At 71.1% G+C, this 23,674-nt stretch carries 25 protein-coding genes; 5 read left to right on the forward strand and 20 right to left on the reverse strand.

Annotated elements, in window-relative coordinates; all coding sequences use genetic code 11:
* Positions 1-105: 105 nt before the first annotated feature.
* The 3 genes from AC3WXD_RS05480 to AC3WXD_RS05490 all read right to left on the reverse strand — a co-directional run bounded on the left by AC3WXD_RS05480 (position 106) and on the right by AC3WXD_RS05490 (position 3,618).
* The gene (locus AC3WXD_RS05480; protein ID WP_020203463.1) at positions 106-1,347 is read right to left on the reverse strand and encodes a Zn-dependent hydrolase; all 1,242 of its coding nucleotides are present in this window, start codon (positions 1,345-1,347) and stop codon (positions 106-108) included.
* Positions 1,344-2,630, reverse strand: a complete 1,287-nt coding sequence (locus AC3WXD_RS05485) for a diaminopropionate ammonia-lyase (protein ID WP_492323226.1) — start codon at positions 2,628-2,630, stop codon at positions 1,344-1,346. Before AC3WXD_RS05485 ends, AC3WXD_RS05480 begins: the two co-directional genes overlap by 4 nt.
* A 121-nt stretch (positions 2,631-2,751) precedes the next feature.
* Positions 2,752-3,618, reverse strand: a complete 867-nt coding sequence (locus AC3WXD_RS05490; RefSeq protein WP_454733492.1) for a MurR/RpiR family transcriptional regulator — start codon at positions 3,616-3,618, stop codon at positions 2,752-2,754.
* A gap of 291 nt (positions 3,619-3,909) precedes the next feature.
* On the opposite strand from AC3WXD_RS05490, the gene AC3WXD_RS05495 reads away from it, so the two are divergent.
* The 4 genes from AC3WXD_RS05495 (at position 3,910) to AC3WXD_RS05510 (ending at position 6,933) form a co-directional block, all read left to right on the forward strand.
* Positions 3,910-4,704 carry a transporter substrate-binding domain-containing protein gene (locus AC3WXD_RS05495; RefSeq protein ID WP_020203466.1) on the forward strand — a complete coding sequence of 265 codons (795 nt, stop codon included), beginning with the start codon at positions 3,910-3,912 and terminating at the stop codon, positions 4,702-4,704.
* 76 nt (positions 4,705-4,780) lie between these two features.
* Positions 4,781-5,440 carry an amino acid ABC transporter permease gene (locus tag AC3WXD_RS05500; RefSeq protein WP_029043708.1) on the forward strand — a complete coding sequence of 220 codons (660 nt, stop codon included), beginning with the start codon at positions 4,781-4,783 and terminating at the stop codon, positions 5,438-5,440.
* Positions 5,441-5,455: 15 nt separating this feature from the next.
* Entirely contained in the window at positions 5,456-6,106 is a 651-nt protein-coding gene (locus AC3WXD_RS05505; RefSeq protein ID WP_492323227.1) for an amino acid ABC transporter permease, read from the forward strand.
* 14 nt (positions 6,107-6,120) lie between these two features.
* Positions 6,121-6,933, forward strand: coding sequence for an amino acid ABC transporter ATP-binding protein (locus AC3WXD_RS05510; protein ID WP_492323228.1), 813 nt, complete (start codon positions 6,121-6,123; stop codon positions 6,931-6,933).
* Positions 6,934-6,944: 11 nt separating this feature from the next.
* On the opposite strand, the gene AC3WXD_RS05515 is transcribed toward AC3WXD_RS05510, so the two are convergent.
* Positions 6,945-7,769, reverse strand: coding sequence for an SDR family NAD(P)-dependent oxidoreductase (locus tag AC3WXD_RS05515; protein WP_059411447.1), 825 nt, complete (start codon positions 7,767-7,769; stop codon positions 6,945-6,947).
* A 100-nt stretch (positions 7,770-7,869) separates the two neighbouring features.
* On the opposite strand from AC3WXD_RS05515, the gene AC3WXD_RS05520 reads away from it, so the two are divergent.
* A complete protein-coding gene (locus AC3WXD_RS05520) occupies positions 7,870-8,868 on the forward strand; it encodes a GlxA family transcriptional regulator (protein ID WP_020203471.1) in 999 nt (332 codons plus the stop codon).
* A 17-nt stretch (positions 8,869-8,885) separates the two neighbouring features.
* On the opposite strand, the gene pip is transcribed toward AC3WXD_RS05520, so the two are convergent.
* The 16 genes from pip to poxR form a co-directional block, all read right to left on the reverse strand.
* Positions 8,886-9,845, reverse strand: a complete 960-nt coding sequence (pip, locus tag AC3WXD_RS05525; protein WP_454733497.1) for a prolyl aminopeptidase — start codon at positions 9,843-9,845, stop codon at positions 8,886-8,888.
* A gap of 81 nt (positions 9,846-9,926) precedes the next feature.
* Positions 9,927-10,997 (reverse strand): 4-hydroxy-2-oxovalerate aldolase, encoded by a 1,071-nt coding sequence (gene dmpG, locus AC3WXD_RS05530; protein ID WP_020203473.1) that lies wholly within the window; start codon positions 10,995-10,997, stop codon positions 9,927-9,929.
* A gap of 23 nt (positions 10,998-11,020) precedes the next feature.
* The gene (locus tag AC3WXD_RS05535; RefSeq protein ID WP_492323229.1) at positions 11,021-11,965 is read right to left on the reverse strand and encodes an acetaldehyde dehydrogenase (acetylating); all 945 of its coding nucleotides are present in this window, start codon (positions 11,963-11,965) and stop codon (positions 11,021-11,023) included.
* A gap of 20 nt (positions 11,966-11,985) precedes the next feature.
* Positions 11,986-12,177, reverse strand: a complete 192-nt coding sequence (gene thmT / locus AC3WXD_RS05540) for a 2-hydroxymuconate tautomerase (protein WP_020203475.1) — start codon at positions 12,175-12,177, stop codon at positions 11,986-11,988.
* A 108-nt stretch (positions 12,178-12,285) separates the two neighbouring features.
* Positions 12,286-13,074: a 2-oxo-3-hexenedioate decarboxylase gene (gene dmpH / locus AC3WXD_RS05545; RefSeq protein ID WP_492323230.1), complete on the reverse strand. Its 789-nt coding sequence runs from the start codon at positions 13,072-13,074 to the stop codon at positions 12,286-12,288.
* Between the two features lie 31 nt (positions 13,075-13,105).
* The gene (dmpE, locus tag AC3WXD_RS05550; RefSeq protein WP_020203477.1) at positions 13,106-13,900 is read right to left on the reverse strand and encodes a 2-oxopent-4-enoate hydratase; all 795 of its coding nucleotides are present in this window, start codon (positions 13,898-13,900) and stop codon (positions 13,106-13,108) included.
* A 35-nt stretch (positions 13,901-13,935) separates the two neighbouring features.
* Complete coding sequence (locus AC3WXD_RS05555) at positions 13,936-15,390, reverse strand: 2-hydroxymuconic semialdehyde dehydrogenase (RefSeq protein WP_454733500.1); 1,455 nt, start codon at positions 15,388-15,390, stop codon at positions 13,936-13,938.
* 51 nt (positions 15,391-15,441) lie between these two features.
* A complete protein-coding gene (locus AC3WXD_RS05560; RefSeq protein ID WP_492323231.1) occupies positions 15,442-16,374 on the reverse strand; it encodes a catechol 2,3-dioxygenase in 933 nt (310 codons plus the stop codon).
* A 63-nt stretch (positions 16,375-16,437) separates the two neighbouring features.
* The gene (locus tag AC3WXD_RS05565) at positions 16,438-16,743 is read right to left on the reverse strand and encodes a 2Fe-2S iron-sulfur cluster binding domain-containing protein (RefSeq protein ID WP_020203480.1); all 306 of its coding nucleotides are present in this window, start codon (positions 16,741-16,743) and stop codon (positions 16,438-16,440) included.
* Positions 16,744-16,757: 14 nt separating this feature from the next.
* Complete coding sequence (locus tag AC3WXD_RS05570) at positions 16,758-17,828, reverse strand: NADH:ubiquinone reductase (Na(+)-transporting) subunit F (RefSeq protein ID WP_492323232.1); 1,071 nt, start codon at positions 17,826-17,828, stop codon at positions 16,758-16,760.
* Between the two features lie 27 nt (positions 17,829-17,855).
* Positions 17,856-18,215, reverse strand: coding sequence for a phenol hydroxylase subunit P4 (locus AC3WXD_RS05575; protein WP_492323233.1), 360 nt, complete (start codon positions 18,213-18,215; stop codon positions 17,856-17,858).
* Between the two features lie 40 nt (positions 18,216-18,255).
* Complete coding sequence (locus AC3WXD_RS05580; RefSeq protein WP_454733502.1) at positions 18,256-19,770, reverse strand: aromatic/alkene/methane monooxygenase hydroxylase/oxygenase subunit alpha; 1,515 nt, start codon at positions 19,768-19,770, stop codon at positions 18,256-18,258.
* 43 nt (positions 19,771-19,813) lie between these two features.
* Positions 19,814-20,122: an MmoB/DmpM family protein gene (locus tag AC3WXD_RS05585; protein WP_020203484.1), complete on the reverse strand. Its 309-nt coding sequence runs from the start codon at positions 20,120-20,122 to the stop codon at positions 19,814-19,816.
* Positions 20,123-20,132: 10 nt separating this feature from the next.
* Positions 20,133-21,125, reverse strand: a complete 993-nt coding sequence (locus AC3WXD_RS05590; protein WP_492323234.1) for an aromatic/alkene monooxygenase hydroxylase subunit beta — start codon at positions 21,123-21,125, stop codon at positions 20,133-20,135.
* Positions 21,126-21,187: 62 nt separating this feature from the next.
* Positions 21,188-21,391, reverse strand: a complete 204-nt coding sequence (locus tag AC3WXD_RS05595; RefSeq protein ID WP_020203486.1) for a phenol hydroxylase subunit — start codon at positions 21,389-21,391, stop codon at positions 21,188-21,190.
* A 415-nt stretch (positions 21,392-21,806) separates the two neighbouring features.
* The gene (poxR, locus tag AC3WXD_RS05600) at positions 21,807-23,513 is read right to left on the reverse strand and encodes a phenol degradation transcriptional regulator PoxR (RefSeq protein WP_492323235.1); all 1,707 of its coding nucleotides are present in this window, start codon (positions 23,511-23,513) and stop codon (positions 21,807-21,809) included.
* Between the last annotated feature and the right edge of the window lie 161 nt (positions 23,514-23,674).

Below are 23,674 nucleotides of genomic sequence, written 5' to 3' on the forward strand. Positions count from 1 at the left end.
GAAAAAGGAACAGCGGAAAAAGGAAACCGGTCGGCCGCGCGGCGGCGGCCTTGCGGTCGATTCATGGACGGTTCATGGTCGATTCATGGACAGGTCACGGACAGGTCACGGCCGGTCCGCCAGCTTCAGCACCACCTGCAGCAGCAGTTGCGCGCCGTTGACCAGGTCCGCCGGCTCGGTGAACTCGCGCACGTTGTGGCTCAACCCCTTGACGCTGGGCACGAAGATCATGCCGGCCGGGCACACCCGCGCCAGCATCTGGGCGTCGTGGCCGGCGCCGCTGGGCATGCGCAGCATGGACAGGCCCAGCGCCTCGCCCTCCTGCTGCACCAGCCCGGTCACCATCGGGTCGAACGCGACCGGCGCGAACCGCGCCAGCCGCGTATGCAGCAGCGATAAACCCTGCGCCTCGCATACCTGCTCGGCAAAGGCCTGCACCTCGGCTTCCGCGCGCGCGAGCATTGCCTCGTCGGTGTTGCGCAGGTCCACCGTGAACACCGCGCGGTTGGGAATGACGTTGATCAGATTGGGCTCGAAACGGATCGCGCCCACCGTGCCGATCTGCCGGCCGCCGTAGCGCAGCGCCAGCTCGCGCACGAACACGGCGACGCACGCCGCGGCGTGGCCGGCGTCGTGCCGCATCTCCATCGGCGTGGTGCCGGCGTGGTTGGACACGCCCTCGATGCGGTACTCGGTCCACGAGATGCCCTGCACGCCCTCCACCACGCCGATCTGCACGCCGCGCTGGTCCAGCACCGGCCCCTGCTCGATATGCAGCTCGACGAAGCTGTCGACGGCGGGCCGCCCGACCGGCGCGGTGCCGGCGTAGCCGATGCGGCGCAGCTCCTCGCCCACCGTGCTGCCGTCGATGCCGGCCGTGGCCAGCGCCTCCGGCAGCGGCAGGCCGCCCACGTAGACCAGCGAGCCCATCATGTCGGGCTGGAAGCGCGCGCCTTCCTCGTTGGTGAAGAAGGCCACCGCGAGCGGGCGGCGCGGGCGCAGGCCGGCATCGCGCAGGGTCGCCACGACCTCCAGCCCGGCCAGCACGCCGTAGTTGCCGTCATAGCGCCCGCCGGTGCGCACGGTGTCGATGTGCGAGCCGATCATCACCGGCGGCAGGTCGGCGCTGCCCGGATACACCGCGACGCCGTTGCCGATCGCGTCGATGGTGACGGTCATGCCGAGCTCGCGCATGCGGGCCACGGTCCAGTCGCGGCCGTGCCGGTCGGCATCGGTCAGGGCCAGCCGGCACACGCCGCCGCCGTCGATGGCGCCGTGCCGGGCGAGCGCATCGAGGCTGGCCAGCAGCCGCTCGCCGTCGATGCGGGGACAGGCGGGCGCGCTCATGCCGCATCCTCCGCGTTGTCCATGCCATCCGCGCCCTGGGCACGGCCGGCGCGCACGCTGTCCGCGCTGCGCCCGACCAGCCGCGCGTACAGCTCGGGATCGGTGTCCGCCTCGCTGCCGATCAGCAGCAGGCGGCTGCGCGCGTCGAGGCCCAGCGCCGCGCGCGCGGCCGGGTCCTGCATCGCCGCGATGGCCGCCGCCAGCCCCGCCACGGCGGACTCGCCGGCGACGATGGCCGGATCGCCGCCGGCCGGGCTGGCCAGCAGGCGCATGACCGCCACCGCGGCCTCGTCCTCGATGGTGCAGAAGGCGTCGGCGCCATTGGCCAGGATCTCCCACGCCAGCAGCGAGACCTCGCCGCAGGCCAGCCCGGCCATCAGCGTGTCGAGCTCGCCCGTCACCGCGGTGACGGCGCCGGCGCACGCGCTGCGCATCAGGCAGTCGGCGCGGGCCGGCTCCACCACCACGAACACCGGCCGCGGACCCGCGCCGCTGCCCTTCCCGCTGCCCTGCTCGCGCTCCCAGAAATACGCGCACACCGCCGCGGCGAAGCCGCCCACGCCGGCCTGGATGAACACATGCGTGGGCCATTGCGGCAGCGCCTCGACCGCTTCCGCCACCATCACCTGGTAGCCCTGCATGACGTCGCGCGGCACGTCCATGTAGCCGGGGTAGGAGGTGTCGGAAATCACGTGCCAGCCCCGCGCGCGGGCGTCGCGGTCCGCCTGCTGCACGGCCTGGTCGTAGTTGCCGCCGGTGCGCACCACCTCGGCGCCGAAGGCCTCGATGGCGGCCTTGCGGCCCGCGCTGACGGTCGCGTGGATATAGATCACGCACTGGCAGCCGAACAATTGCGCGCCCCACGCCACCGAGCGCCCGTGGTTGCCGTCGGTGGCGCAGGTCACGGTCAGTTCCGCGCAGAGCCCGCGCACGGCCGGATCGGCGAGCTCGGCGATGGACAGCGCGCGCCCCAGGCGCCGGCCCAGCTCGCGGCACAGCAGCCGGCCCACCGCGTAGGCGCCGCCGAGCGCCTTGAAGCTGCCCAGGCCGAAGCGCGAGCCCTCGTCCTTGTAGCGCACCTCGGCCACGCCCAGCGCGGCCGCCAGCGCCGGCAGCGCCGCCAGCGGCGTGGGCGCGTAGCCAGCCCAGGCGCCGATCTCGCGGCGCGCGTCGGCCAGCGCCGGCGCGCCGAGGATGGCCGCGCGGCGCGCGCCGTAGGGCTCGTCGCGGCGCAGGGCCGGGTTGGGAAGCAGGGCAAGCGAGAGGGAAGGAAGTGCGTTCATGCGTCTGAGGTTCCGGTCGGGATGGCGGTCCGCGCCGACGGATGCGGCGCGTCGCGCGGGGAAAAGAGGGACGAAAAGAGACGATAAAAGGAGCAATAAAGGGAGCAAAGAGGGAGCGACGTCAGGCTTCGAGGTCGGCCAGCACCTCGTGCGCGCGCTCCACGCGCGCCATGCGCGCCCGCGAGGACTTGCGCGCGCGCCCGGCCATCGCGCCGGCCAGGTAGTTCACCAGGCTGACCGCCGCCACGTAGGAATCGAACACCTGGCCGCCGTGGTGCGAGCAGCGCAGCAGCGCGTCGGCGTCCGGCGCCAGCGCCGACACCGGCGCGTCGCTGAGCAGGATCAGCTTCGCGCCGGCTTCGCGCGCGAGCGTCACCACGCCCTTGAGGCGCCGCGTGCGCCGGCGGAAATCCACCGCCAGCAGCACGTCCTTGCCGTCGATCTCGGCGATCAGTTCGGCATCCTTGCCGGCCTGCTCGTTGAGCAGGTAGACCTCGGGGCGCACCTGCGAGAGCAGCGCGTTGGCGTAGAAGGCCAGCATGAAGCTGTTGCGGTAGCCCACCACCCACACGCGCCGCGCGCCGGCCAGCTCGGTCATCGCCACCTCGAGCGCGCGCGCGCTGAGTTGTTCCGGCAGCGCCGCGAGCCGGCTGCTGTCGAGCGCCACGTGCGCCTGCAGCGCGGCCAGCGCCGTGCTGCCGCCCTTCGCCGCGCGCGGCAGCCCGGCGTGCTCCAGCAGGAACAGCGGCGACTGCTCGGACACCTGCTCGCGCAGCGAGCGCCGGAACGCGTTGAAGTCCGCATGGCCAAGGCGCCGGAAAAAACGCGCCGCGCTGGCCTTGGACACGCCGGCCAGCTCGGCCAGCTCGGTGGCGGAATAGCTCAGCAGGTCCTTGCGCCGCGCCACCAGCACGTCGGCGAGTTTCTTCTCGGCGGCGGACAAGTCGCCGTAGCACTGCCGGATCTGGGTTTCGAGGGCGTCGCTCATGTCTGTTGGCTGCCTGGTGCCGCGCCGCGCACCAAACTGGCCGCGAGCGCACTGTTATGAAACACGAATTTCATGTTGTGGTGCATATGAAACCGTAGTTTCTTCGATGCCAGAGCCTTGAGCAAATGCGATGCCAGGGCCGGGCCGGGCGCGGACCGATGCCCCGGAAGCGCCGCCCGGCGCGGCCGCGCGGCCGCCCGCGCGGTCCCGGCCGCCGCGCCGGGCGCGCGTGGCACGCTCTTTGCCTACAGAGCCTGCCATCCCTCCCACCGACTGATGAAAGGTGTCGTAATGAAACGCAGACAGTTCACCGCCGTTGCCGGCCTGATCGCAGGCGCGGTCCTCGTGGCATCCATGCCGGCGCGCGCCGACGATTCCCTGAACGCCGTGCTCGGCAAGAAGTCGATCGCCATCGGCATCCCCACCGACTTCGCGCCCTACGGCTTCGTCGGCCCGGATCTCAAGCCGCAGGGCCTCGACGTCGCGGTGGCGCAGCTGATCGCCGACAAGCTCGGCGTCAAGGCGGAGCTGGTGCCGGTGAGCACGCCCAACCGCATCCCCTATCTGCAGACCAGGAAGATCGACCTGATCGTGTCGGCGCTCGGCAAGAACGCCGAGCGCGCCAAGGTGATCGACTTCACGGTCGCCTACGCGCCCTTCTACCAGGCCGTGTTCGGGCCGAAGTCGCTGAGCATCAAGAGCTTCGCCGACCTCGGCGGCAAGACCATCGCGGTCACGCGCGGCACCATCCAGGACGACGTGCTGCAGCAGGTCGCGCCGCCGACGCTGAAGATCCAGCGCTTCGACGACGACAACGCCACGGTGACCGCCTTCGTGACGCAGCAGACCCAGCTGCTGGCCACCGGCGCGGCCGTGGCGGCCGCCGCCATCGCCAAGAACCCGAAGGCGGACGCGGAATACAAGCTGCTGCTCAAGGACTCGCCGAACTTCGTCGGCGTGCGCAAGGGCGAGACCGCGCTGCGCGAGAAGGTCAACCAGATCCTGAGCGCCGCCAAGACCGACGGCACGCTGAACGCCTACGCCCAGCGCTGGCTCGGCCGCGGCACCGGCGAGCTGCCGGAATAAGCCTTCCGCCAGCCGCCGCCCCGCCCGCGCGCCGCCACCGCCGCGCGGGCATCGCCAACCCTTGCCGCCCGACCGCATGATCTCCCTCGACTTCGCCACCGTCCTCGCCCAGTGGCCGATGCTGCTGCACGGGCTCTGGCTCACGCTGCTCCTCACGGCCTTCTCCGCGGCCTGCGGCACGGTGCTGGGCATCGGCTGCGCGTGGACCCGCATCCACGGCACGCGCGCGCCGCGCCTGCTGGTGGCCGCCTACGTGGAGTCCGTGCGCAACACGCCTTACATCGTCCAGCTGTTCTTCATCTTCTTCGGCCTGCCCGCGGCCGGCGTGCGGCTGCCCGTCGAGCTGGCCTGCGTGCTGTCGATGACGCTCAACCTCGGCGCCTACGCCTGCGAGATCATCCGCGCCGGCCTCGAGGCCACGCCGCGCGGCCAGATCGAGGCGGCGCAGAGCCTCGCGCTGGACCGCTGGCAGACCTTCACGCGCGTGGTGCTGCCGCCCTCGCTGGCGCGGGTGTGGCCGGCGCTGGTGAGCCAGGTGGTCATCGTCATGCTGGGGTCGTCGGTATGCAGCCAGATCTCCGCCGAGGAGCTCTCCTACGCCGCCAACCTGATCGCCAGCCGCACCTACCGCAGCTTCGAGGCGTACATCGTCGCGGCGGCGGCCTACTTCGCGCTCGCCGTGCTGGTGCGCGAGGCGCTCAACCGCATCGGCGCGCGCCTGATCTTTGGCCGCTGAGCCCCGGAGACACGCATGGTTGAATTTTCCTTGTGGGACGTGCTGCGCAACCTGCTGCTGGCGCTGCGCTGGACCGCGGGCCTGTCGCTGATCGCGTTCGCCGGCGGCGGCGTGGTCGGGCTGCTGTTGCTGGTCGCGCGCTTCACCCGGCTGCCGGGCGCGGCCACCGGCATCGCCGGCTACGTGCAGGTGTTCCAGGGCGTGCCGCTGCTGATGCAGCTGTTCCTGACCTACTTCGGGCTCGCGCTGCTGGGCATCGACACCTCGGCGCTGCTGGCCGCCGCGCTGTGCCTGACGCTGTACACCAGCGCCTACCTGACCGAGATCTGGCGCGGCTGCGTCGAGGCCATCCCGCGCGGGCAATGGGAAGCCTCGGCCAGCCTCGCCATGACGCCGTGGCAGCAGCTGCGCCACGTGATCCTGCCGCAGGCCGCGCGCATCGCCGTGGCGCCGACCGTGGGCATGCTGGTGCAGGTGGTGAAAGGCACCGCGCTGGCCTCGGTGATCGGCTTCGTCGAAGTCACCAAGGCCGGGCAGATGATCGCCAACGCCACCTTCCAGCCGTTCGTGGCCTACGGCGGCGTGGCGCTGCTCTACTTCGCGCTGTGCTTTCCGCTGTCGGCCTGGAGCCGGCACCTGGAGCAGCGCCTGAAAACCAACGCATGAGCCGAGCGCACACGATGCCAACACCTGACGAATCCACCACCGCCGCGCCCCCTTCCGCCCCTTCCGTCCCTTCCGTCCCTTCCGCACCGTTCGCCCTGGTCGACATCCGCGGCCTGCGCAAGCGCTTCGGCGAGCACGAAGTCCTCAAGGGCATCGACCTGCAGATCGGCCGCCGCGAGGTGATCTGCATCATCGGCCGCAGCGGCTCGGGCAAGAGCACGCTGCTACGCTGCATCAACGGCCTGGAGAGCTTCCAGGACGGCACCGTCAGCGTGGACGGCCAGCCGCTGCGCCAGGGCGACCCCAGGGCCATGCGCGAGCTGCGGCAGAACGTGGGCATGATCTTCCAGGGCTTCAACCTGTTCCCGCACCTGAGCGCCGGGCAGAACGTGATGCTGGCGCCCACGCTGGTCGCCAATGTGCCGAAGACCGAAGCCCGCCGGCGCGCCCGGGCCCTGCTCGAGCGCGTCGGGCTGGGCGAGAAGTTCGACAGCCATCCGGACCGGCTCTCCGGCGGCCAGCAGCAGCGCGTGGCGATCGCGCGCGCGCTGGCGATGGAGCCCGAGGTCCTGCTGTGCGACGAAATCACCTCCGCGCTCGACCCGGAGCTGGTCGGCGAAGTGCTCGGCGTGGTCGAGGCGCTGGCCGCCGACGGCATGACCCTGGTCATGGTCACGCATGAAATGCAGTTCGCGCGCAAGGTCAGCGACCGCGTGGTCTTCATGCACGACGGCAAGGTGCACGAGATGGGCCCGCCGCAGGCGATCTTCGGCGAGCCCCGCACGCCCGAGCTCAGGCAGTTCCTGTCGGCGTCGCACGGCGCCTGAACGGCGCCACCTCAGGCCGCCGCGGCCTTGAAGCGCGCCGCCGGCTCGCTGCGCGACAGGTTCGGCCCCAGCGCCGCGCGCGCCGCCTCGAAGGCCTGCCAGTCGGCCGCCTCCGGCAGCGACGGTATCGTGACCACTTCGCCCTGGTCGAAGCCGGACAGCGATGCGTCGACCATGTCCGCGGCGCTCATCACCCACGCTTGCGGCAGGTTGTCCACCGACTGGCCCGCGACTTCCCAGAAGTCGGTGCGGGTGGCGCCGGGCAGCACCGCCTGCACGCGCACGCCGCTGGCGGCCAGCTCATGCTGGAGCGACTGCGTGAAGGCCAGCACGAACGCCTTCGAGCCGCCGTACACGCCGTTGAGCAGTTCGGGCGCCACCGCCACGATGGAGGCGATGTTGATGATGGCGCCGGTGCCGCGCGCCACGAAGGCCGGCGCCACGGCGTAGGTCAGGCGCGTGAGCGCGGTCACGTTGAGCGCGATCATGGCTTCCATCTTGTCGACGTCCGACTGCAGCAGCGGAGCCGCCGCGCCGATGCCGGCGTTGTTGACCAGCAGGGTGATGCTGGCGTCCTCGCGCAGCAGCGTTTCCAGCCGGCGCACGTCGGCGTCGCGGGCCAGGTCCGCCGCGACCACTTCGACCGAGCGGCCGGTCTCGCTGGTCAGGCGCCCGGCCAGCGTGTCGAGCCGCTCGCGGTTGCGCGCCACCAGGATCAGGTCGTAGCCGCGCCGGGCGAGCCGGTCCGCGTAGATCGCGCCGATGCCGGAAGAGGCGCCGGTGATGAGGGCCGTGCCCCGGTGGGATTGGTCTGCGGTGGATTGGGTGGTTGCCATGAGGGCTCTCCGTTGTCGCTGCCGGCCCGATTGCCGGTCATCACGGAAGCAAGATTAGGCGTATAGTCCGATGGCGCCAATGTCATAGATGCCACCTTTCATGCCATCACCCACCTTGCTGGCCGGCCGCGCCCCGCTGCGCACCGGCATCGTCGTCTATCCCGGCTTCCAGGCCATGAACCTGGCCGTCACCACGGTGCTGGAATTCGCCAACATCACCGCCGGCCGCGCGCTCTACGAGGTCGTGCTGCTGTCCGAGCACGGCGGCCCGGTGCCCACCTCGGGCGGCTTTTCCGTCACCACGATGCCGCTCGACGACCAGCCGTTCGATACCGTGCTGGTGGTCGGCGACAACGACGTCCAGCCCACGCCGCCAGCGCTGACCGCGTTCCTGCGGCGGGCCGCGCCGGCCGCGCGCCGCATCGGCGCCACCTGCACGGGCGCCTTCAACCTCGCCGAGGCCGGCCTGCTCGACGGCCGCCGCGCCACCACCCACTGGTTCTACGCCGCGCGCTTCCGCCGCGCCTACCCCCGCGTCAAGATGGAGGAAGACCGCATCTTCATCATCGACGGCCCGGTCTGGACCTCGGCCGGCATGAGCGCCTGCATCGACCTCGCGCTGGCGCTGGTGGAAAAGGACGCGGGCGCCGAGATCGCGCGCCAGGTGGCGCGCAAGCTGGTGGTCTACCACCGCCGCGCGGGCGGCCAGTCGCAGTTCTCCGCGCTGCTCGAGCTGGAGCCCAGGTCCGACCGCATCCAGTCCGCGCTGGACTACGCGCGCCAGCACCTGCACGAGGAACTGTCGGTGGAGCAGCTGGCGCAGGCCGCGCATCTCAGCCCGCGCCAGTTCAGCCGGGCCTTCCGCGAGGAAACCGGCCAGACCCCGGCCAAGGCGGTGGAACACCTGCGCGTGGAGGCCGCGCGGCTGATGATGGAGTCCGGGCGCCACCCGATCGACGTGGTGGCGCGCGACACCGGCTTCGGCGACCGCGAGCGCATGCGGCGCGCGTTCCTGCGCGCGTTCGGCCAGCCGCCGCAGGCGATCCGGCGCATGAACCGCGCGGAGGCCGAGGCGCAAACCGAAGCGCAAGCCGCCTGACCGGTTCGCCGCCGGCGCTATCCGCGGCTGGCGGCGAACCGGTCCGTGGCCGCCACCAGCTGGTCGAGGATGCCCGGCTCCGACCACGCGTGGCCGGCGCCTTCGACCAGATGGAAATCGGCGCCGGGCCAGGCCCGGTGCAGCGCGTAGGCATGGCGCGCCGGGCACGGCATGTCGTAGCGGCCATGCACGATCACGCCGGGAATGCCGGCCAGCCGGTGCGCGTCGCGCAGCAGCTGCCCTTCTTCCAGCCAGCCGCCGTGCACGAAGTAGTGCGTCTCGATGCGGGCGAAGGCCAGCGCGAAATGCCCGTCGCCATGCGTGGCGGAGAACGCCGGATCGGGCAGCAGCGTGATGGTCTCGCCCTCCCACAGACTCCACGCCTTGGCGGCCTCGATCTGCTTGTCGCGGTCGCTGCCGGTCAGCAGCTTGCGGTAGGCGCCCAGCATGTCGCCGCGCGCGGCCTCCGGCACCAGCGCCTGGAAGCGCTCCCACTTCTCCGGGAACATCTCCGACACGCCGAACTGGTAATACCAGTTCAGCTCCGCCTTGCTGAGCGTGTAGATCCCGCGCAGCACCAGCTCGCTGACCCGCTCCGGGTGGCGCTGCGCGTAGGCCAGCGCCAGCGTCGAGCCCCACGAGCCGCCGAACACCAGCCAGCGCTCGGCGCCGGCCAGCCGGCGCAGCCGCTCGATGTCCTCGACCAGGTGCCAGGTGGTGTTGGCCTCCAGGCCCGCGTGCGGCGTGGAGCGGCCGCAGCCGCGCTGGTCGAACAGCAGCACGTCGTAGCGCGCGGGGTCGAACAGCCGCCGGTGCTCGGCCGAGATGCCGCCGCCGGGCCCGCCGTGCAGGAACACCGCGGGCTTGCCGCCCGGCGTGCCGACCCGCTCGTAGTAGATGACGTGGCCGTCGCCGACGTCGAGCGTGCCGCTCGCGTAGGGTTCGATCGGCGGGTAGAGCGTGCGCAGTGCGGTCATGTCGGGTCCGTCGAGGTTCAAAGGTTGCCTGCGCGAGATTGTAGACCGCCGCCCCACCCTCCGCCCTCCGGCCCTCCGGGGTCAGGCCGCCGCGCGCGCGCCCCGCCCGTCGCGGCGCGCCGCCAGGTCCAGCGCCACGTCGACGATCATGTCTTCCTGGCCGCCCACCATGCGGCGCCGGCCCAGCTCCACCAGGATGTCGACGGTCTTCAGCGCATAGCGCGCGGCGGCGGCCTCGGCGTGGCGCAGGAAGCTCGAATACACCCCCGCGTAGCCCAGCGCCAGCGTCTCGCGGTCCACCCGCACCGGCCGGTCCTGCAGCGGCCGCACGATGTCGTCGGCGGCATCCATCAGCGTGTACAGGTCGCAGCCGTGGTCCCAGCCGAGCCGGCTGGCCGCGGCGATGAACACTTCCAGCGGCGCGTTGCCGGCGCCGGCGCCCATGCCGGCGAGGCTGGCGTCGACGCGGTCGCAGCCCTCCTCCACCGCGACGATGGAGTTGGCCACGCCCAGGCCCAGGTTGTGGTGCGCGTGCATGCCGGTCCGCGTCTCGGGCCTGAGCACGTCCTTGAACGCGCGGAAGCGCTCGCGCACGTCGTTCATGCCGAGCGCGCCGCCCGAATCGACCACGTACACGGTCTGCGCGCCGTAGCTTTCCATCAGCCGGGCCTGCTGCGCCAGCGCGGCGGGCGTGGTCATGTGGCTCATCATCAGGAAGCCCACGGTGTCCATGCCGAGCCCGCGCGCGTACTCGATGTGCTGGCGCGAGACATCCGCCTCGGTGCAGTGGGTGGCCACGCGCACCACGCGCGCGCCGGCGTCGAAGGCCGCGCGCAGGTCGTGCACGGTGCCCACGCCGGGCAGCAGCAGGGTGGCGATCTTCGCGTGGCGCACGGTCTCGGCCGCCGCGGCGATCCATTCGAGGTCGGTATGCGCGCCGAAGCCGTAGTTGAAGCTGGAGCCGGCCAGGCCGTCGCCGTGCGCGACCTCGATCGAGTCCACCCGCGCGGCGTCCAGCGCGGCGGCGATGCGGCGCACGTCGCCGAGGCCGTACTGGTGGCGGATGGCGTGGCTGCCGTCGCGCAGCGTGACGTCCGAGATGTAGAGCTTCTTCCCGCCGGCCGGCGTGGATGGCGTGGCTTGCTGGTCCATGTCTGTCTCCGTGGGCGCGGCGCTCATGCCGCCAGCCGCGTCTGCGCCAGGCGCTCGGCGCAGGCAAGCGCGGCGCTGGTCATGATGTCGAGATTGCCGGCATAGGCCGGCAGGTAGTGCGCGGCGCCCTCCACCTCGAGGAAGATCGAGGTCTTGAGCCCGCTCGTCGGGCCCAGGCCCGGGATGTTGAGCGGCGCGGCGGGGTCGATGCGCTCGAACTGCACGCGCTGCTTGAGGCGGTAGCCCGGCACGTAGGCCCGCACGGCGGCGGCCATCGCCTCGATGCTGGCCTCGATCGCCGCCGGGTCGCCGTCCTCCGACAGCGTGAATACCGTGTCGCGCATCATCAGCGGCGGCTCGGCCGGGTTCAGCACGATGATGGCCTTGCCGCGCGCGGCGCCGCCCACCGAGCAGATCGCCCGGCTGGTGGTCTCGGTGAACTCGTCGATGTTGGCGCGCGTGCCCGGCCCGGCCGAGCGGCTGGAGATCGACGCCACGATCTCCGCGTAGTGCACGCGCGCCACGCGCGACACCGCCGCCACCATCGGGATGGTGGCCTGCCCGCCGCACGTCACCATGTTGATGTTGCGCGCCCCCAGCTGCTGGTCGAGGTTGACCACCGGCACCACGTAGGGCCCGAGCGCGGCCGGCGTGAGGTCGATCACCTGCACGCCGTGCGCGCGCAGGACCGCGTCGTGGCGCGCGTGGGCGCCGGCCGAGGTGGCGTCGAAGACGATGCGGATGTCGCCGAAGCCCGCCATCCCCACCAGCCCCTCGATGCCCTCGGCGGTGGTGGGCACGCCCAGGCGGGCGGCCCGCGCCAGCCCGTCCGAGGCCGCGTCGATGCCGGCCATCGCGCCCATCTCCAGGTGCCTGGCCTGGCGCATCACCTTGATCATGAGGTCGGTGCCGATGTTGCCCGAGCCGAGGATGGCAACCTTGTGCCTGCCGCTGGCTTTCGTGTCCATGCCGGTTCTCCTTCGCCGCCTCAGCGGCCCAGTTCCTTCGCGGTCTTGCCGGCGATGCCGAACTGCGTGTTCGGCACCTCGGTGATCATCACGCGCACGCTTTCGACGGGCGCGCCGATCGATTCCACCGCGGCATCGGTGAGCGCGCGGATGAGGCGCGCCTTCTGTTCTTCGGTCCGGCCTTCGATCAGGAAGACTTGCATGATGGGCATGGTGCTTGGCTCCGGTTGGATGTTGGATATTGAATGTCGTGTGTCGTACGTCGGGTGCGGGACGCGGGCGCCGCCCGCGGCCGGGCATGGCCGCGCGCCCCGCCGTGCTCAGGCGAAGCGCATCGATACCGTGCCCAGATGCTGGTAGCGCGCCGTGATGCAGTCCCCCGGCGCCACCGCGATGGCCTCGGTCACGCCGCCGGTCATGATAAAGGTGCCGGCCGGCAGCGTGCGCCCGCGCGCGCCCAGCATGTTGGCCAGCATCGCCACGCTGCTGGCCGGATGCCCCAGCACCGCCGCGCCGGCGGCGGTGGCCACCACCTCGCCGTTCTTCTCCAGCACCACGCCGAGGTTCTTCAGGTCCAGCCCCCCGGCGCGGCGGTGCGTGCCGCCGGCGACGAAGCGCGCCGACGAGGTGTTGTCGGCGATCACGCTCTTGAGGTCGAAGCGGAACTGCTCGTAGCGCGAATCGATCACCTCCACCGCCGGCAGCACGAAGTCGGTGGCGGCCAGCACGTCGCCGATATGGCAGCCGGGCCCGCGCAGCGGCCGCCGCAGCACGAAGGCGATCTCCGCCTCCACCTTGGGGTGGATCAGCGCGGCGGTATCGATGACGCCGCCGTCCATGCACGCGCCATAGTCGGTGAGAAAGCCGTAGACCGGCTCGGTCACGCCCATCTGGCGCATCTTGGCGAACGAGGTCAGGCCCATCTTGAGCCCGGCCACGCGGGTGCCGCGCGCCTCCTTGCGCGCGCGGATCGCGTCCTGGATGGCGTAGGCGTCGTCCCAGTCCATGCCGGGATGGGCATCGGTGATCTTGCGTACCGGCTCGCGCTTGAGCTCGGCGTCTTCCAGCAGCCCGGCGAGCTGCGCGATGGTGTCTTGGGTCAGGTTCATGGCGGATTCCGGAACGGCAGGCAAACGGGGTTCACACGAAGCGCACACCGGCCGAGCCGATGCCGCCCAGGCTGATGCGAAGCTGGTCGCCGGCCTTGACCGGCACCATCGCGGCCAGCGAGCCGGACAGGATCACCTCGCCCTGCTTCAGGCCCAGGCCCAGGCGCCCGAGCGTGTTGGCCAGCCACGCCACCGCGTTGGCCGGATGGCCCAGCGCGGCCGCGCCGGCGCCGGTGGCGACGATCTCGCCGTTCTTCTCCAGCGTCATGCCCACGGTGCCCAGGTCCAGCCCGCACGGGTCCACCGCCGCGTCGCCGAGCACGAACACCCCGGACGACGCGTTGTCCGCCACGGTGTCCTGGATGCGGATCTTCCAGTCGCGGATGCGCGAGTCGACGATCTCGAAGCACGGCAGCACGCAGGCGGTGGCGCGCAGCACGTCGGCATTGGTCACGCCCGGCCCTTCCAGGTCCGCCTTGAGCACGAAGGCGATCTCGCCCTCGGCCTTGGGCGCGATCAGCGTATCGGCGGCGATCGCCGCGCCGTCGCCGTGGACCATGCCCGACAGCAGGTGGCCGAAGTCCGGCTGGCGCACGTCGAGCATGTCCATCACCACGCGGCTGGTCACGCCGATCTTCTTGCCCACCACGCGCTCGCCGGCGTCGATGCGATGCCGCACCATCGCGAGCTGGATGCGGTAGGCGTCGTCGATGGACAAGCCCGGCCAGGTTTCGGTCAGCGGCGCCAGCGGCGCGCGCGCGCGCAGCGCCCGGTGCAGGCTGGCGCCGGTCTCGCGGATCTGCGCCTCGGTGAGCTTGTCCTTCATCGTCTCGTCTGGTTTGTCGTTGCGCATGGCCGGCCTCACAGCTTCACGCAGATATTGCGCAGTTCGGTGTAGAACTCCAGCGAATGCACCCCGCCCTCGCGGCCGATGCCGGATTGCTTGGCGCCGCCGAAGGCGGTGCGCAGGTCGCGCAGGAACCATGCGTTGATCCAGCAGATGCCCACGTCGAGCGCGCGGCCCATGCGGTGCGCGGTGCCGAGGTCGGACGTCCACACGGTGGCGGCCAGCCCGTAGGGCGTGTCGTTGGCCAGGCGCACCACCTCTTCCTCCGTGTCGAACGGCGCGACATGGCAGCACGGCCCGAAGATCTCCTCGCGGATCACGGCGGCGTCCTCGGGCAGGCCGGTCCAGATGGTGGGCTGCACCCAGGCGCCCTCGGCCAGCGCGCCCGGCATCGGCGGCACGCCGCCGCCGGTCACCACGGTGGCGCCGGCCTCGGCCGCCTTGCGGTAGTACGACAGCACCTTGGCCTGGTGCTCCTTCGATACCAGCGGGCCCATGCCCACGCCCTCGTCGGCGGGCCGGCCCAGCCGGAGCGCCTCCGCGCGGGCCTTGAGCGCGCCGACGAAGCGCGCGAAGACCGGCCGCTGCACGTAGACCCGCTCGGTGCCCAGGCAGACCTGGCCGCTGTTCTCGAAGGCCGCGCGCGCAATGCCGGCCACCGCCTTGTCGAAGTCCGCGTCGGCGAACACGATGCCGGCGTTCTTGCCGCCCAGCTCGAACGAGACCGGGCGCACGCCGCTGGCCGCCGCCTTCATGATGGCCTCGCCGGTGCGCGTCTCGCCGGTGAAGGTGATGCCGTCGACGTGCGGGTGCGCGGTCAGGAAGGCGCCCGCCGAATCGGGTCCGAAGCCGTGCACCACGTTGTAGACGCCCGGCGGCACGCCGGCCTCGTTCATCACCTCGCCGAGCAGCGTGGCGGTGGCGGGCGTCTCCTCCGACGGCTTGACCACCACGGTGTTGCCGCAGGCCAGCGCCGGGCCGACCTTCCACGTCATCAGCAGCAGCGGCAGGTTCCACGGGCACACCACGCCGATCACGCCGCGCGGCGCGCGCACCGCGTAGTTGACGGCCTCGCCGCCGTCCGGCGTGGACATGGCGAAGCTCTCCGTGGGCACGTTCCGGATGAGGTCGGCGAACACCTTGAAGTTGGCCGCGCCGCGCGGGATGTCCACGTGGCTGGCCAGCGCGAGCGGCTTGCCGGTGTCGGCGATCTCGGCCTGCAGGAAATCGTCGAAGCGGCGCTCGATGCCGTCGGCCACGGCGTGCAGCAGCGCCACGCGCCGCGCCGCGTCCATGCGGCCCCAAGGCCCGCGCAGCGCCTGCCGCGCCGCCGCCACGGCGGCATCCACCTCCGCCTGTCCGGCCTCGTGCACGTGGCCGATCAGGCTGTTGTCGACCGGGTTGCGGTCCTCGAACCGGCGCGCGGTGCCGACCCACTCGCCGTTGATGAAGTTCTTGAATTCTTTCATGTTGGTCTCGATGGTTGTGGCCTCGGATGCGTGGGCGGGCAGCCGCTCCGCTCAGGTCAGCACGTTCAGGAACGCATCGTTCAGCTTGCGGTCGTGGTAGAAGATCGCGCGCCCGAGCTCGTTGTCGGTCCAGGTGATCGTGGGCTTGTCCGGGTAGTGGATGTAGCCGCCCGAGAACACTTCGTTGCGGTTGCCGGAGGGGTCGAAGAAGTAGATGGTGGCGCCGCGCGTGATGCCGTGGCGCGTGGGGCCGATGTCGAGCGAGACGTCTTTCTTGGAGATGATGTCGGCGGCCTTGAGCACCTCGCCCCAGTTGTCGAGGGTAAACGACGCGTGGTGGAACTTGTTCTTCTCCGGGTGGCGGATGAAGGCGATGTCGTGCGCCTTGTTGGAGCAGGTCAGGAACGCGCCGATCATGGTCCGGTCCGGCCCCGCCACCACTTCCTCGGCCAGCGCGAAGCCGAGCACGTCGCGGAACAGGCGCACGGTGCCGTCGAGGTCGTCGCCGTACAGCAGGCAGTGGTCGAAGCGGCTCGGCGCCATGCCGCGCAGGTCGTCGGGCCACGGGTCGGGGTTGCGGTCGCCGGTCAGGCAGCCGAGCTTGTCCTTGTCGGCGAACAGCTCGATCGCGTGGCCGGTGGGAATGGTGAAGCGAAAGCGCGCGCCGGTGCGCGGATGCTCGCCGGCGGCGATCCACTCGCAGCCGGTGGCCAGCCCCGAGCGCTCGACGTCCCGCGCCAGGCGCTCCAGCGAGTGGCCGCTGTCGACGCGGAAGCCCATGTAGTCCATGCCCGGGCTGTCGGCCTCGCGCAGCACCACGCTGTGGTGGTCGTGCTCGTCCCACGCCTTGAGGAAAACGCGCCCCTGGTCGTCGCGCGCGGTTTCGATCAGCCCGAGTACATCGATGTAGTGCCTGAGCGCCGGCTCCAGCTCCAGCACGCGCAATGCCACGTGCCCCGGGCGCAATACGCCTGTCAATGCCATGTCTGTCTCCTTGATGATGGGTCCGTCTTCGTCCTGCCGCGTTTGACCGCCGCGGCTGCGTCTTCAGCCGCGCCGCGCCAGGCAGCGCGCCAGCAGCGCCACCGGCCGCAGGCGGATGTCGCTGTCCGGGTAGGTCTTGCAGGCCAGCACCAGCCCGCTGCCCTGCTCCGCTTCCGACAGGCAGGCGCGGCTCATCTTGCCGGTGCGGTAGCGGCCCGACTCGATGCGCACCTTGCACACCCCGCAGCCGCCGCCGCGGCAGCCGGACGGGATGCCGCGCCGGCCCAGCGCCTCCATCGCGCGCAGCAGGTTCTGTTCCGGCGCGCACGGGTAGCACTGCCCGCTGCCGGCGATCTCCACGTTGTGCATGGCCGCGCCTTTCATTAGATCCTGAACAGCGGGCTGCGCGCGCTGTCCCGCGCGTCGCCCGCCGAGAGGAATGTCTCGGTGTGGATGTCCGCCTCGAACAGCCGCCCCTGCATCAGCGTGCGGATGCAGGCTTCGATCATCGGCGGCGGGCCGCACAGGTAGGCCTTGTGGCCGCGGAAGTCGGCGTGCTCCGCGGAACCGGCGTACAGGCCGCGCAGCACCTCGTGCACGTAGCCGCGCGCGCCGCCCCAGCCGCTGCCGGCCGGCTCGTCGGACAGCGCCGGCACGTAGCGGAAGTTGGGATGCGCCCGCGCCAGTGCGTGGAACTCGTCGTGGTAGTACAGCTCGGCCCGGTTGCGCGCGCCCTGCACCAGCGTGAGCGGCAGCGTCTCGCCGGCGGCCAGCAGGTCGAGGATCATGGCGCGCGGGCTGGACAGGCCGGAGCCGCCGGCCAGGAAGATCATCGGCGCGCGCGCCGAGCCGCGCACGAAGAAGCGGCCGTAGGGCGCGGAGAAGCGCAGCTCGTCGCCCACCGCCAGCCGCTCGTGCAGGTAGCCGGTGGCCTGCCCGCCCGGCACGCGCCGCACGTGCAGCTCGACCAGCTCGTCGCCGGGCCGGCTGGCCAGCGAGAACGCGCGCGGCTGGTCGCAGCCGGGCACGTGCAGGTTGAGGTATTGCCCGGCCTGGAAGGCGGCGGCGCCACCGTCCTTCACGCGCAGCCAGATGCCGCGGATGGTGGGCGTGAGCGCGCGTGTCGCCACCACCTCGGCGCGGTAGTCGGCCAGCGGCAGGCCGAGCGAATCGGCGTCTTCCTCGATGTCGGCCTCGATCACCAGGTCGGACTGCGCGGTGGCGCAGCACGCCAGGCACTGGCCGTTGTCGCGCTCGAAATCCATCAGCGCGAAGCCAGAGGCCGCGCCGTGCTCGAACTCGCCGTCCACCACCTGCACCTTGCAGGTGGCGCATAGGCCGTGGCAGCACGCATGCGGCAGCCACACGCCGCCGCGCAGGCAGGCGTCGAGCACGGTCTGCCCGGGCGCGATGGGGATGGTCTGGCCGATCGGCTCGATGGTCAGTGCATACATGTCGGTTCTCCTCGCGGCCCGCGCCGCTCAACTGCCGCTGCCGCCGATGCCGTCCAGCCCCGGCGTGCGGAAGCGGATCACGTCCTTGTGGCCGAGGCCGTTCTCTTCCAGCGTGCGGTCCAGGTCCGGCTCCCACGGCACGCTGCCGCGCAGCCACTCCACGCGGCGCCAGTCGATGCGGGCGAAGTCGGGGTGGTAGCCGTAGATGCCCGGCAGCACGTTCTCCACCACGTCGCGCAGGCGCGTGGCGGGCGGGAACGGCAGGCAGTGCGGCGCGCAGAACAGCAGGTGGCGGTCCCAGCCGACATAGAGCAGCCGGTTGCCGTGGAAGGCGGCGGCGCGGTCGGCGGGCTCGAATTCGTAGGGGCCGATGGATACGACGGGCATGGTGGTCTCCTCGCTGTGTTCGTTCTTGCCGGCGGCGCGCTCAGGCGGCCGCGCCCGGCACGCCCTTCCAGGCGTTCCAGTTCCGCTGGTCCTGCGAGCCCTCGAAGTCGAGGTTGTCCGCGCCGGCGTCGAGGCGGTACCACTTGAGCACGTCCTCGAGCGCGGCGCCGCCGCAGTTGCCCTGGTAGATCTGGTGCACCGGCAGCCAGGCCTGCGCGTATTTCTCCGGCTCGCCGTCGAAGATGTCCTTGCAGCCGTCCGAGCAGAAGTGGAACTTCATGCCGTGGTAGCTGCTCTCGCGGTAGCAGGTCTGGGTGGGGTCGTCCGGCTCGGAGAACACCATCGGGATCTGGCAGGTCTGGCACAGCATCGGCAGCGTGCCGTTGTAGAAGCGCTCGCCGGCCTGCTGGCGCGCGTGCCAGTGGTCCAGGCGCGGCTTGTAGTAGCGCTCGAAGGTGTCGGGGTATTTCTGCGCCAGCCACGCCATCTCGTCGGGCTTGGGGATCCAGGTGTGAAAACCGGCGGCGGCGGCGTAGTTGTAGAAGGTGCCCCACGCTTCGTGCGTGATGCGGTCCTTGGTGCGGGTGGCGGCCTCGTGGTGCTTCGGCATGCGCAGGCCGTAGCGTTCCAGATCGCGGAACAGCGCGCCGCCGGCCTGCTCGAAGTACATCTCCCAGGCCTCGGCCCACGACATCACGCGGCGCGGCAGCATGTAGTCCATCATCATGCCGACCAGCGTGAGCAGGCGGAAGCCGCGCCAGAACCATTTGTCCAGCCACTTCTGCAGGATGGGGATGTTGCCGGGGTCCTGCTGGCACAGGAACTTCACCACCTCCAGGCCCAGCGTCATGTGGCGCGACTCGTCCGACTGCGCCGAGAAGCCGAACGTCACCGTGGCCATGTCGCCGTTGTAGGCCGCGCCCGACATGAAGGGCATGAACAGCAGGTTGGTCAGCACGTACTCGAACGAGAACGAGATCGCGGTGATGAACTCGAACGGCCCCGCGCTCATGGCGTCCTCGAAATACGACTTGGGCACCGACAGGTACCAGACCCGGTCGTGCATGTGGCGCCATTCGCCGAAGCCGTGGAAATACTTGTTGTAGACCGACATCGTGTGCAGTTGCGTCTGCGCGTGGCGCAGCTCGTCGACGGACTGCATCTGCGCCGCCACGCGCGCGCCGGCGCCGCGGAAATGGCGCCCGAGATGGGCGTAGCCGCGGTGCGCGGCGTACTCCAGCGGCGTCACGCCGGTCAGGAACAGACGCAGCGCGTTCAGGTAGCGCGGGTCGGAGACGTTGAGGTGGCCGTTGTTCTGCACGAAGGAGTCGATGATCGCGTACAGCTTGCGCTCCTTCTCCGACTGGTATTTCCAGTAGGCGTCCATCGTCATGCGGAACGGGTCTTCCCACTGGTCCCAGTCGTGGATCTTGATGCCCTCGTACTTGTCGTAGGGAAAGACCTTGTCCATCGGCTCGTAGGTGGTCTCCCAGCCGAGGTCGCGCGTCATCGTCGCGTATTTCTCGCGCAGGTTGAGTTTCTTGCGTGCGTCCATGATGTCTCCGTTATGCTTGCCCGCCGCCGGCGCGGCGGTGAATTCAGTCGTTCCAGCGCAGCGTGAAGGCGTCGTCGTCCTCGTCGATGTTGCCGCACAGCGAGATCAGGTTGAGGTGGATCTCCTGCAGGTCCCAGTCGCGGCCGAGCTTGTCCGAGACCAGCGCGCGCACGATGGTGAGGTGCCCCGGCGCGTCGATCTTCACCATCGCGGGAAAGCGCGACACCACGGCGTGCGGGTTGGCCTCGGTGATGGCGTCGATGATGGGGCGGGTGTCGTCGTTGCTCTGCAGCGCGATGTAGACGTTGGAGACGTTCGAGACGTTCGAGACGTCGGCAGTGTTGGCGGTCATGGCGCGCTCCTCAGTCCAGGCCGAGCTTGCGCAGGCGCACGTCGAACTGCTCCAGGCACAGCGCCACGGCCTGCTCGCCGCCGGCGCCCAGCAGCGTGTCCGCCACCGGCACCAGCGCGGCGCCGGCCTGCGCGCGCGCGCCGCGCGCCCAGCCCGCCAGCAGCGCGCGGTTGGCCTCCGACTCGGCCGCCGCGGTCTGCACCACGGCGTCGACCCAGCGCGCGTGTTCCTCGCGCCAGTCGTTCATGAACTCGGTCAGCACCGCCAGCCCGGTGCCGCAGGCGCGCGCGATGGCGGCGTCGGCGTGCTGGTACACCAGCGGATAGAGCAGGCCGTCGAGCACCAGGTTCTGGGTGACGAAGGTCTCGAACCAGTCCTCGATCACGAAGCTGTGCTCGACCATGCGGCGCAGCGGCTGCCACGCCGGGCTGTCCAGCCAGGCCGCCTTGGCGCGCTCCAGCGCCACGCCGGTATTGCCGTCGAGCAGCATGCCGATGCGCGACAGGTACTGCGCGATGCCGAGCCGGTCCATCGCGCAATAGGTGCAGGCCTGCGTGATGGCGGTGCCCCAGCCGTAGTCGGCGCAATAGAAATTGTTCATGTTGGCGCCCCACTCCACGTGGCGCAGCGGCAGCAGGCCGTCGGCCAGGCGCTCCCGCCACTCGGCCGGCAGCGCCTGCAGCAGGCCGCGCTTCTCCACGAAGGCGAAGCTTTTCTCGGTGGCGTCCTGCTGGCGGCCGCGCGCGCCGACGTAGGCGCCGTAGTAGTACTGGCGCGGGTCCTTGAGCGCGTACCAGTCCGCCATGACGATGGCGGTGCGGCTCTTGTCGTAGAGCGCGTGGCCCGGGTCCCAGGTGGGGCGGTAGTGGAAGTTGACCTCCGACTGCACGTCGTAGGTGGCCTCCTGGTAGCGCGACGCGGGCTTGTCGCCGAAGCGGCGCGCCACGTGGCCGTAGGTCTGGCGCAGCGGCTCGATCTGCCGGGTCTTGATGTCGACTTGCATGGCTGGGTCTCCTGGGTCCTGCTGTTCTCGATGTTCCTGGTGTTCCGGTTTCGGGCGGGCGCTCAGGCGTCCGGTTCAGGTGGGAGGAAGCGCACGCGGTTGACGCTGCAGAACGCCTCGAACATCGGCTCGGGCATGATCAGCTCGACGTTGAGCTCGGGGTCCGCCACGCAGAAGGCGAACTGCACGAAGCCCGCCGGCGTGCGGCCGTCCACGCGCACGTAGCGCGGCACGGCTTCGAACAGGGGGACCGACTGGTTGATCATGGCGCGCTCCTCGGGTTGGCTGGCACGCAGCTCCATTGCGAAGAGCGTGCCAGCCGGCGCGAAGCACGGCGGCGCAAGGGCCGGCGGCCCGGAGCGCGGCGTTGCCCGCGCGTTTACCCGCACGGGAGCGGCGGCGGCGCATCGATGAATTGATCAAGCCCGCGGCTGGGCTTGATCAAATGGTGAAAAGCCGCGCGGGGCGGGCGTTTGCGGGCGGCGCGCGCGGGCTGTGCGCCGCAACAGGCGGCGCCGCGCGGGGCGGCGCGAACGGTGGCGCGAACAGGGAGGAACGCGGCATGCGCCGCAGCAAGCCGCGCCGGGCGGCCGCGCGGCGCGCCGCGGGGGATGGATCAAATGGTGAAAGCGCGGCCGGGCACGTGGCAAGGCACGCGCCGGCCATGCGGACCGGCCCGCCTCAGTTGCCGCGGCCGCCGCGGTTCTTCCAGCGGTAGGCCAGTTGCGGCCGGGTGATGCCGAGCAGGCGCGCGGCCTGGCTCAGGTTGCCGTCGGCGCGCGCCATCGCGGCCTCCATCAGCACGGTCTCCACGTCGCCCAGCGCGAGCTGCTGCTCGGCCATGTGGTCGAGCAGGCCGTGCACCGCCGCTTCGCGCAGGGCCGGCAGCGTGCCGCCGGCGCCCAGGCGCGGCGCGGTGTCCATGCCGGCCTGCGCGCCCGCGGGCAGGAACAGGTGGTCGGCGGAGATCAGGCCGCCGTTGCCGGCCAGGATCACGCCGCGCTCGATCACGTTCTCCAGCTCGCGCACGTTGCCGGGCCAGTCGTGGCGGCGCAGCTCGGCCAGCGCGCGGTCGGTGATGCCGACGATCTTCTTGCCGTGGCGCGCGCCGCAGCGGGCCACGAAGCGCTCCGCCAGCAGGCGGATGTCGTCGAGCCGCTCGCGCAGCGGCGGGATGGTGACGGGATAGACGTTGAGGCGGTAGTACAGGTCCTTGCGGAAGGTGCCGGCCTTGACCGCCTCGGCCAGGTCCACGTTGGTGGCGGCCACCAGCCGCACGTCCACGCGGCGCGGCGCGGCGCCGCCCACGCGCTCCACCTCGCCTTCCTGCAGCACGCGCAGCAGCTTGGACTGCGCCGGCAGCGACAGCTCGCCCAGCTCGTCGAGGAACAAGGTGCCGCCGTGCGCGCGCTCGAAGCGGCCCGGGCGCGACTGGTGCGCGCCGGTGAAGGCGCCCTTGTCCACGCCGAACAGCTCGGACTCGACCAGCTCGTCGGGAATCGCCGCGCAGTTGACCGCCACGAAGGGCTTGTCGGCGCGCGCGCTCACGCTGTGCAGCGCCTGCGCGAAGCGCTCCTTGCCGACCCCGGTCTCGCCCAGCAGCAGCACCGTCACGTTGCTGGCCGCGGCGCGCTGCAGCAGGCCCCAGGCGGCGCCGAACCCGGGCGAGCAGCCCACCAGGTCGGCGGGCTTGCCGTCGCCGCGCTGGAGCGCGCGCAGGTGCTCGACCTCGCTCTGCAGCTCCAGGATGGTCTCGATCACCGGGTCGGGCTGGTACAGCGCCAGCACCGCGGCGCCGTCCTCCCACGCTTCCAGCGGCTTGCCGACGATGCGGCAGTGCGCATGGCCGCAGGCCACGCACTCCACCTCGCGGTAGAGGATGGTGCGGCCCATCAGCGCCGAGGTGTAGCCGGTGGCGTAGCCGATCTGCATCCAGCACGCGGGCGCGTCGACGATGCCGAACAGCTGCCGGTGCACGTCGCCCTCGAACGAGTCTTCCCACAGGAACTCGCCGTCGTAGATGCCGGCGGCGATGTCGATGTCCACCTTGACCGGCGTCACCCGCACCACGCCTTCGATGGTGTGCAGGCAGGGCCCGATCTCCAGCAGCCCGAAGTCGCTCTGGTTGGGCCGCAGCTTCTTGGCCAGCTCGGCGTCGCGCAGGCCGGAATGGAAGCCCATGCGCATGAACAGGCCGCGCGCGCGCTCCATGCCCAGCGTATCCACCAACTCCTTGCGCAGCGCGCCCAGCGACGCGGTGTGCAGCAGGATCATGCGCTGCTCGTCCAGCCAGATGGAGCCCTCCTCCATCGCGAAGCGCAGGCGGCGGGCGAGATTGGCCAGGCCATCGCGCATGGTGGCCGAGAATTTGTCGGTCGAACTGCTCATCGTCTCCTCTCCTGGCGGCCGGAAAAGCAGGCGCGCCCGTGCTTTTTCCGGCACGGTACGCACATTATGTGCCATCGCTGCCGCCCGCCGCGCGCGACGGCTGTCCAGCCGGCCCGATGTCGCCTATGCTGTCCATTGCAGGCGTGCCGGGCCGGTCCCGG

Source organism: Cupriavidus sp. FW216-B1 (genome assembly GCF_058789195.1).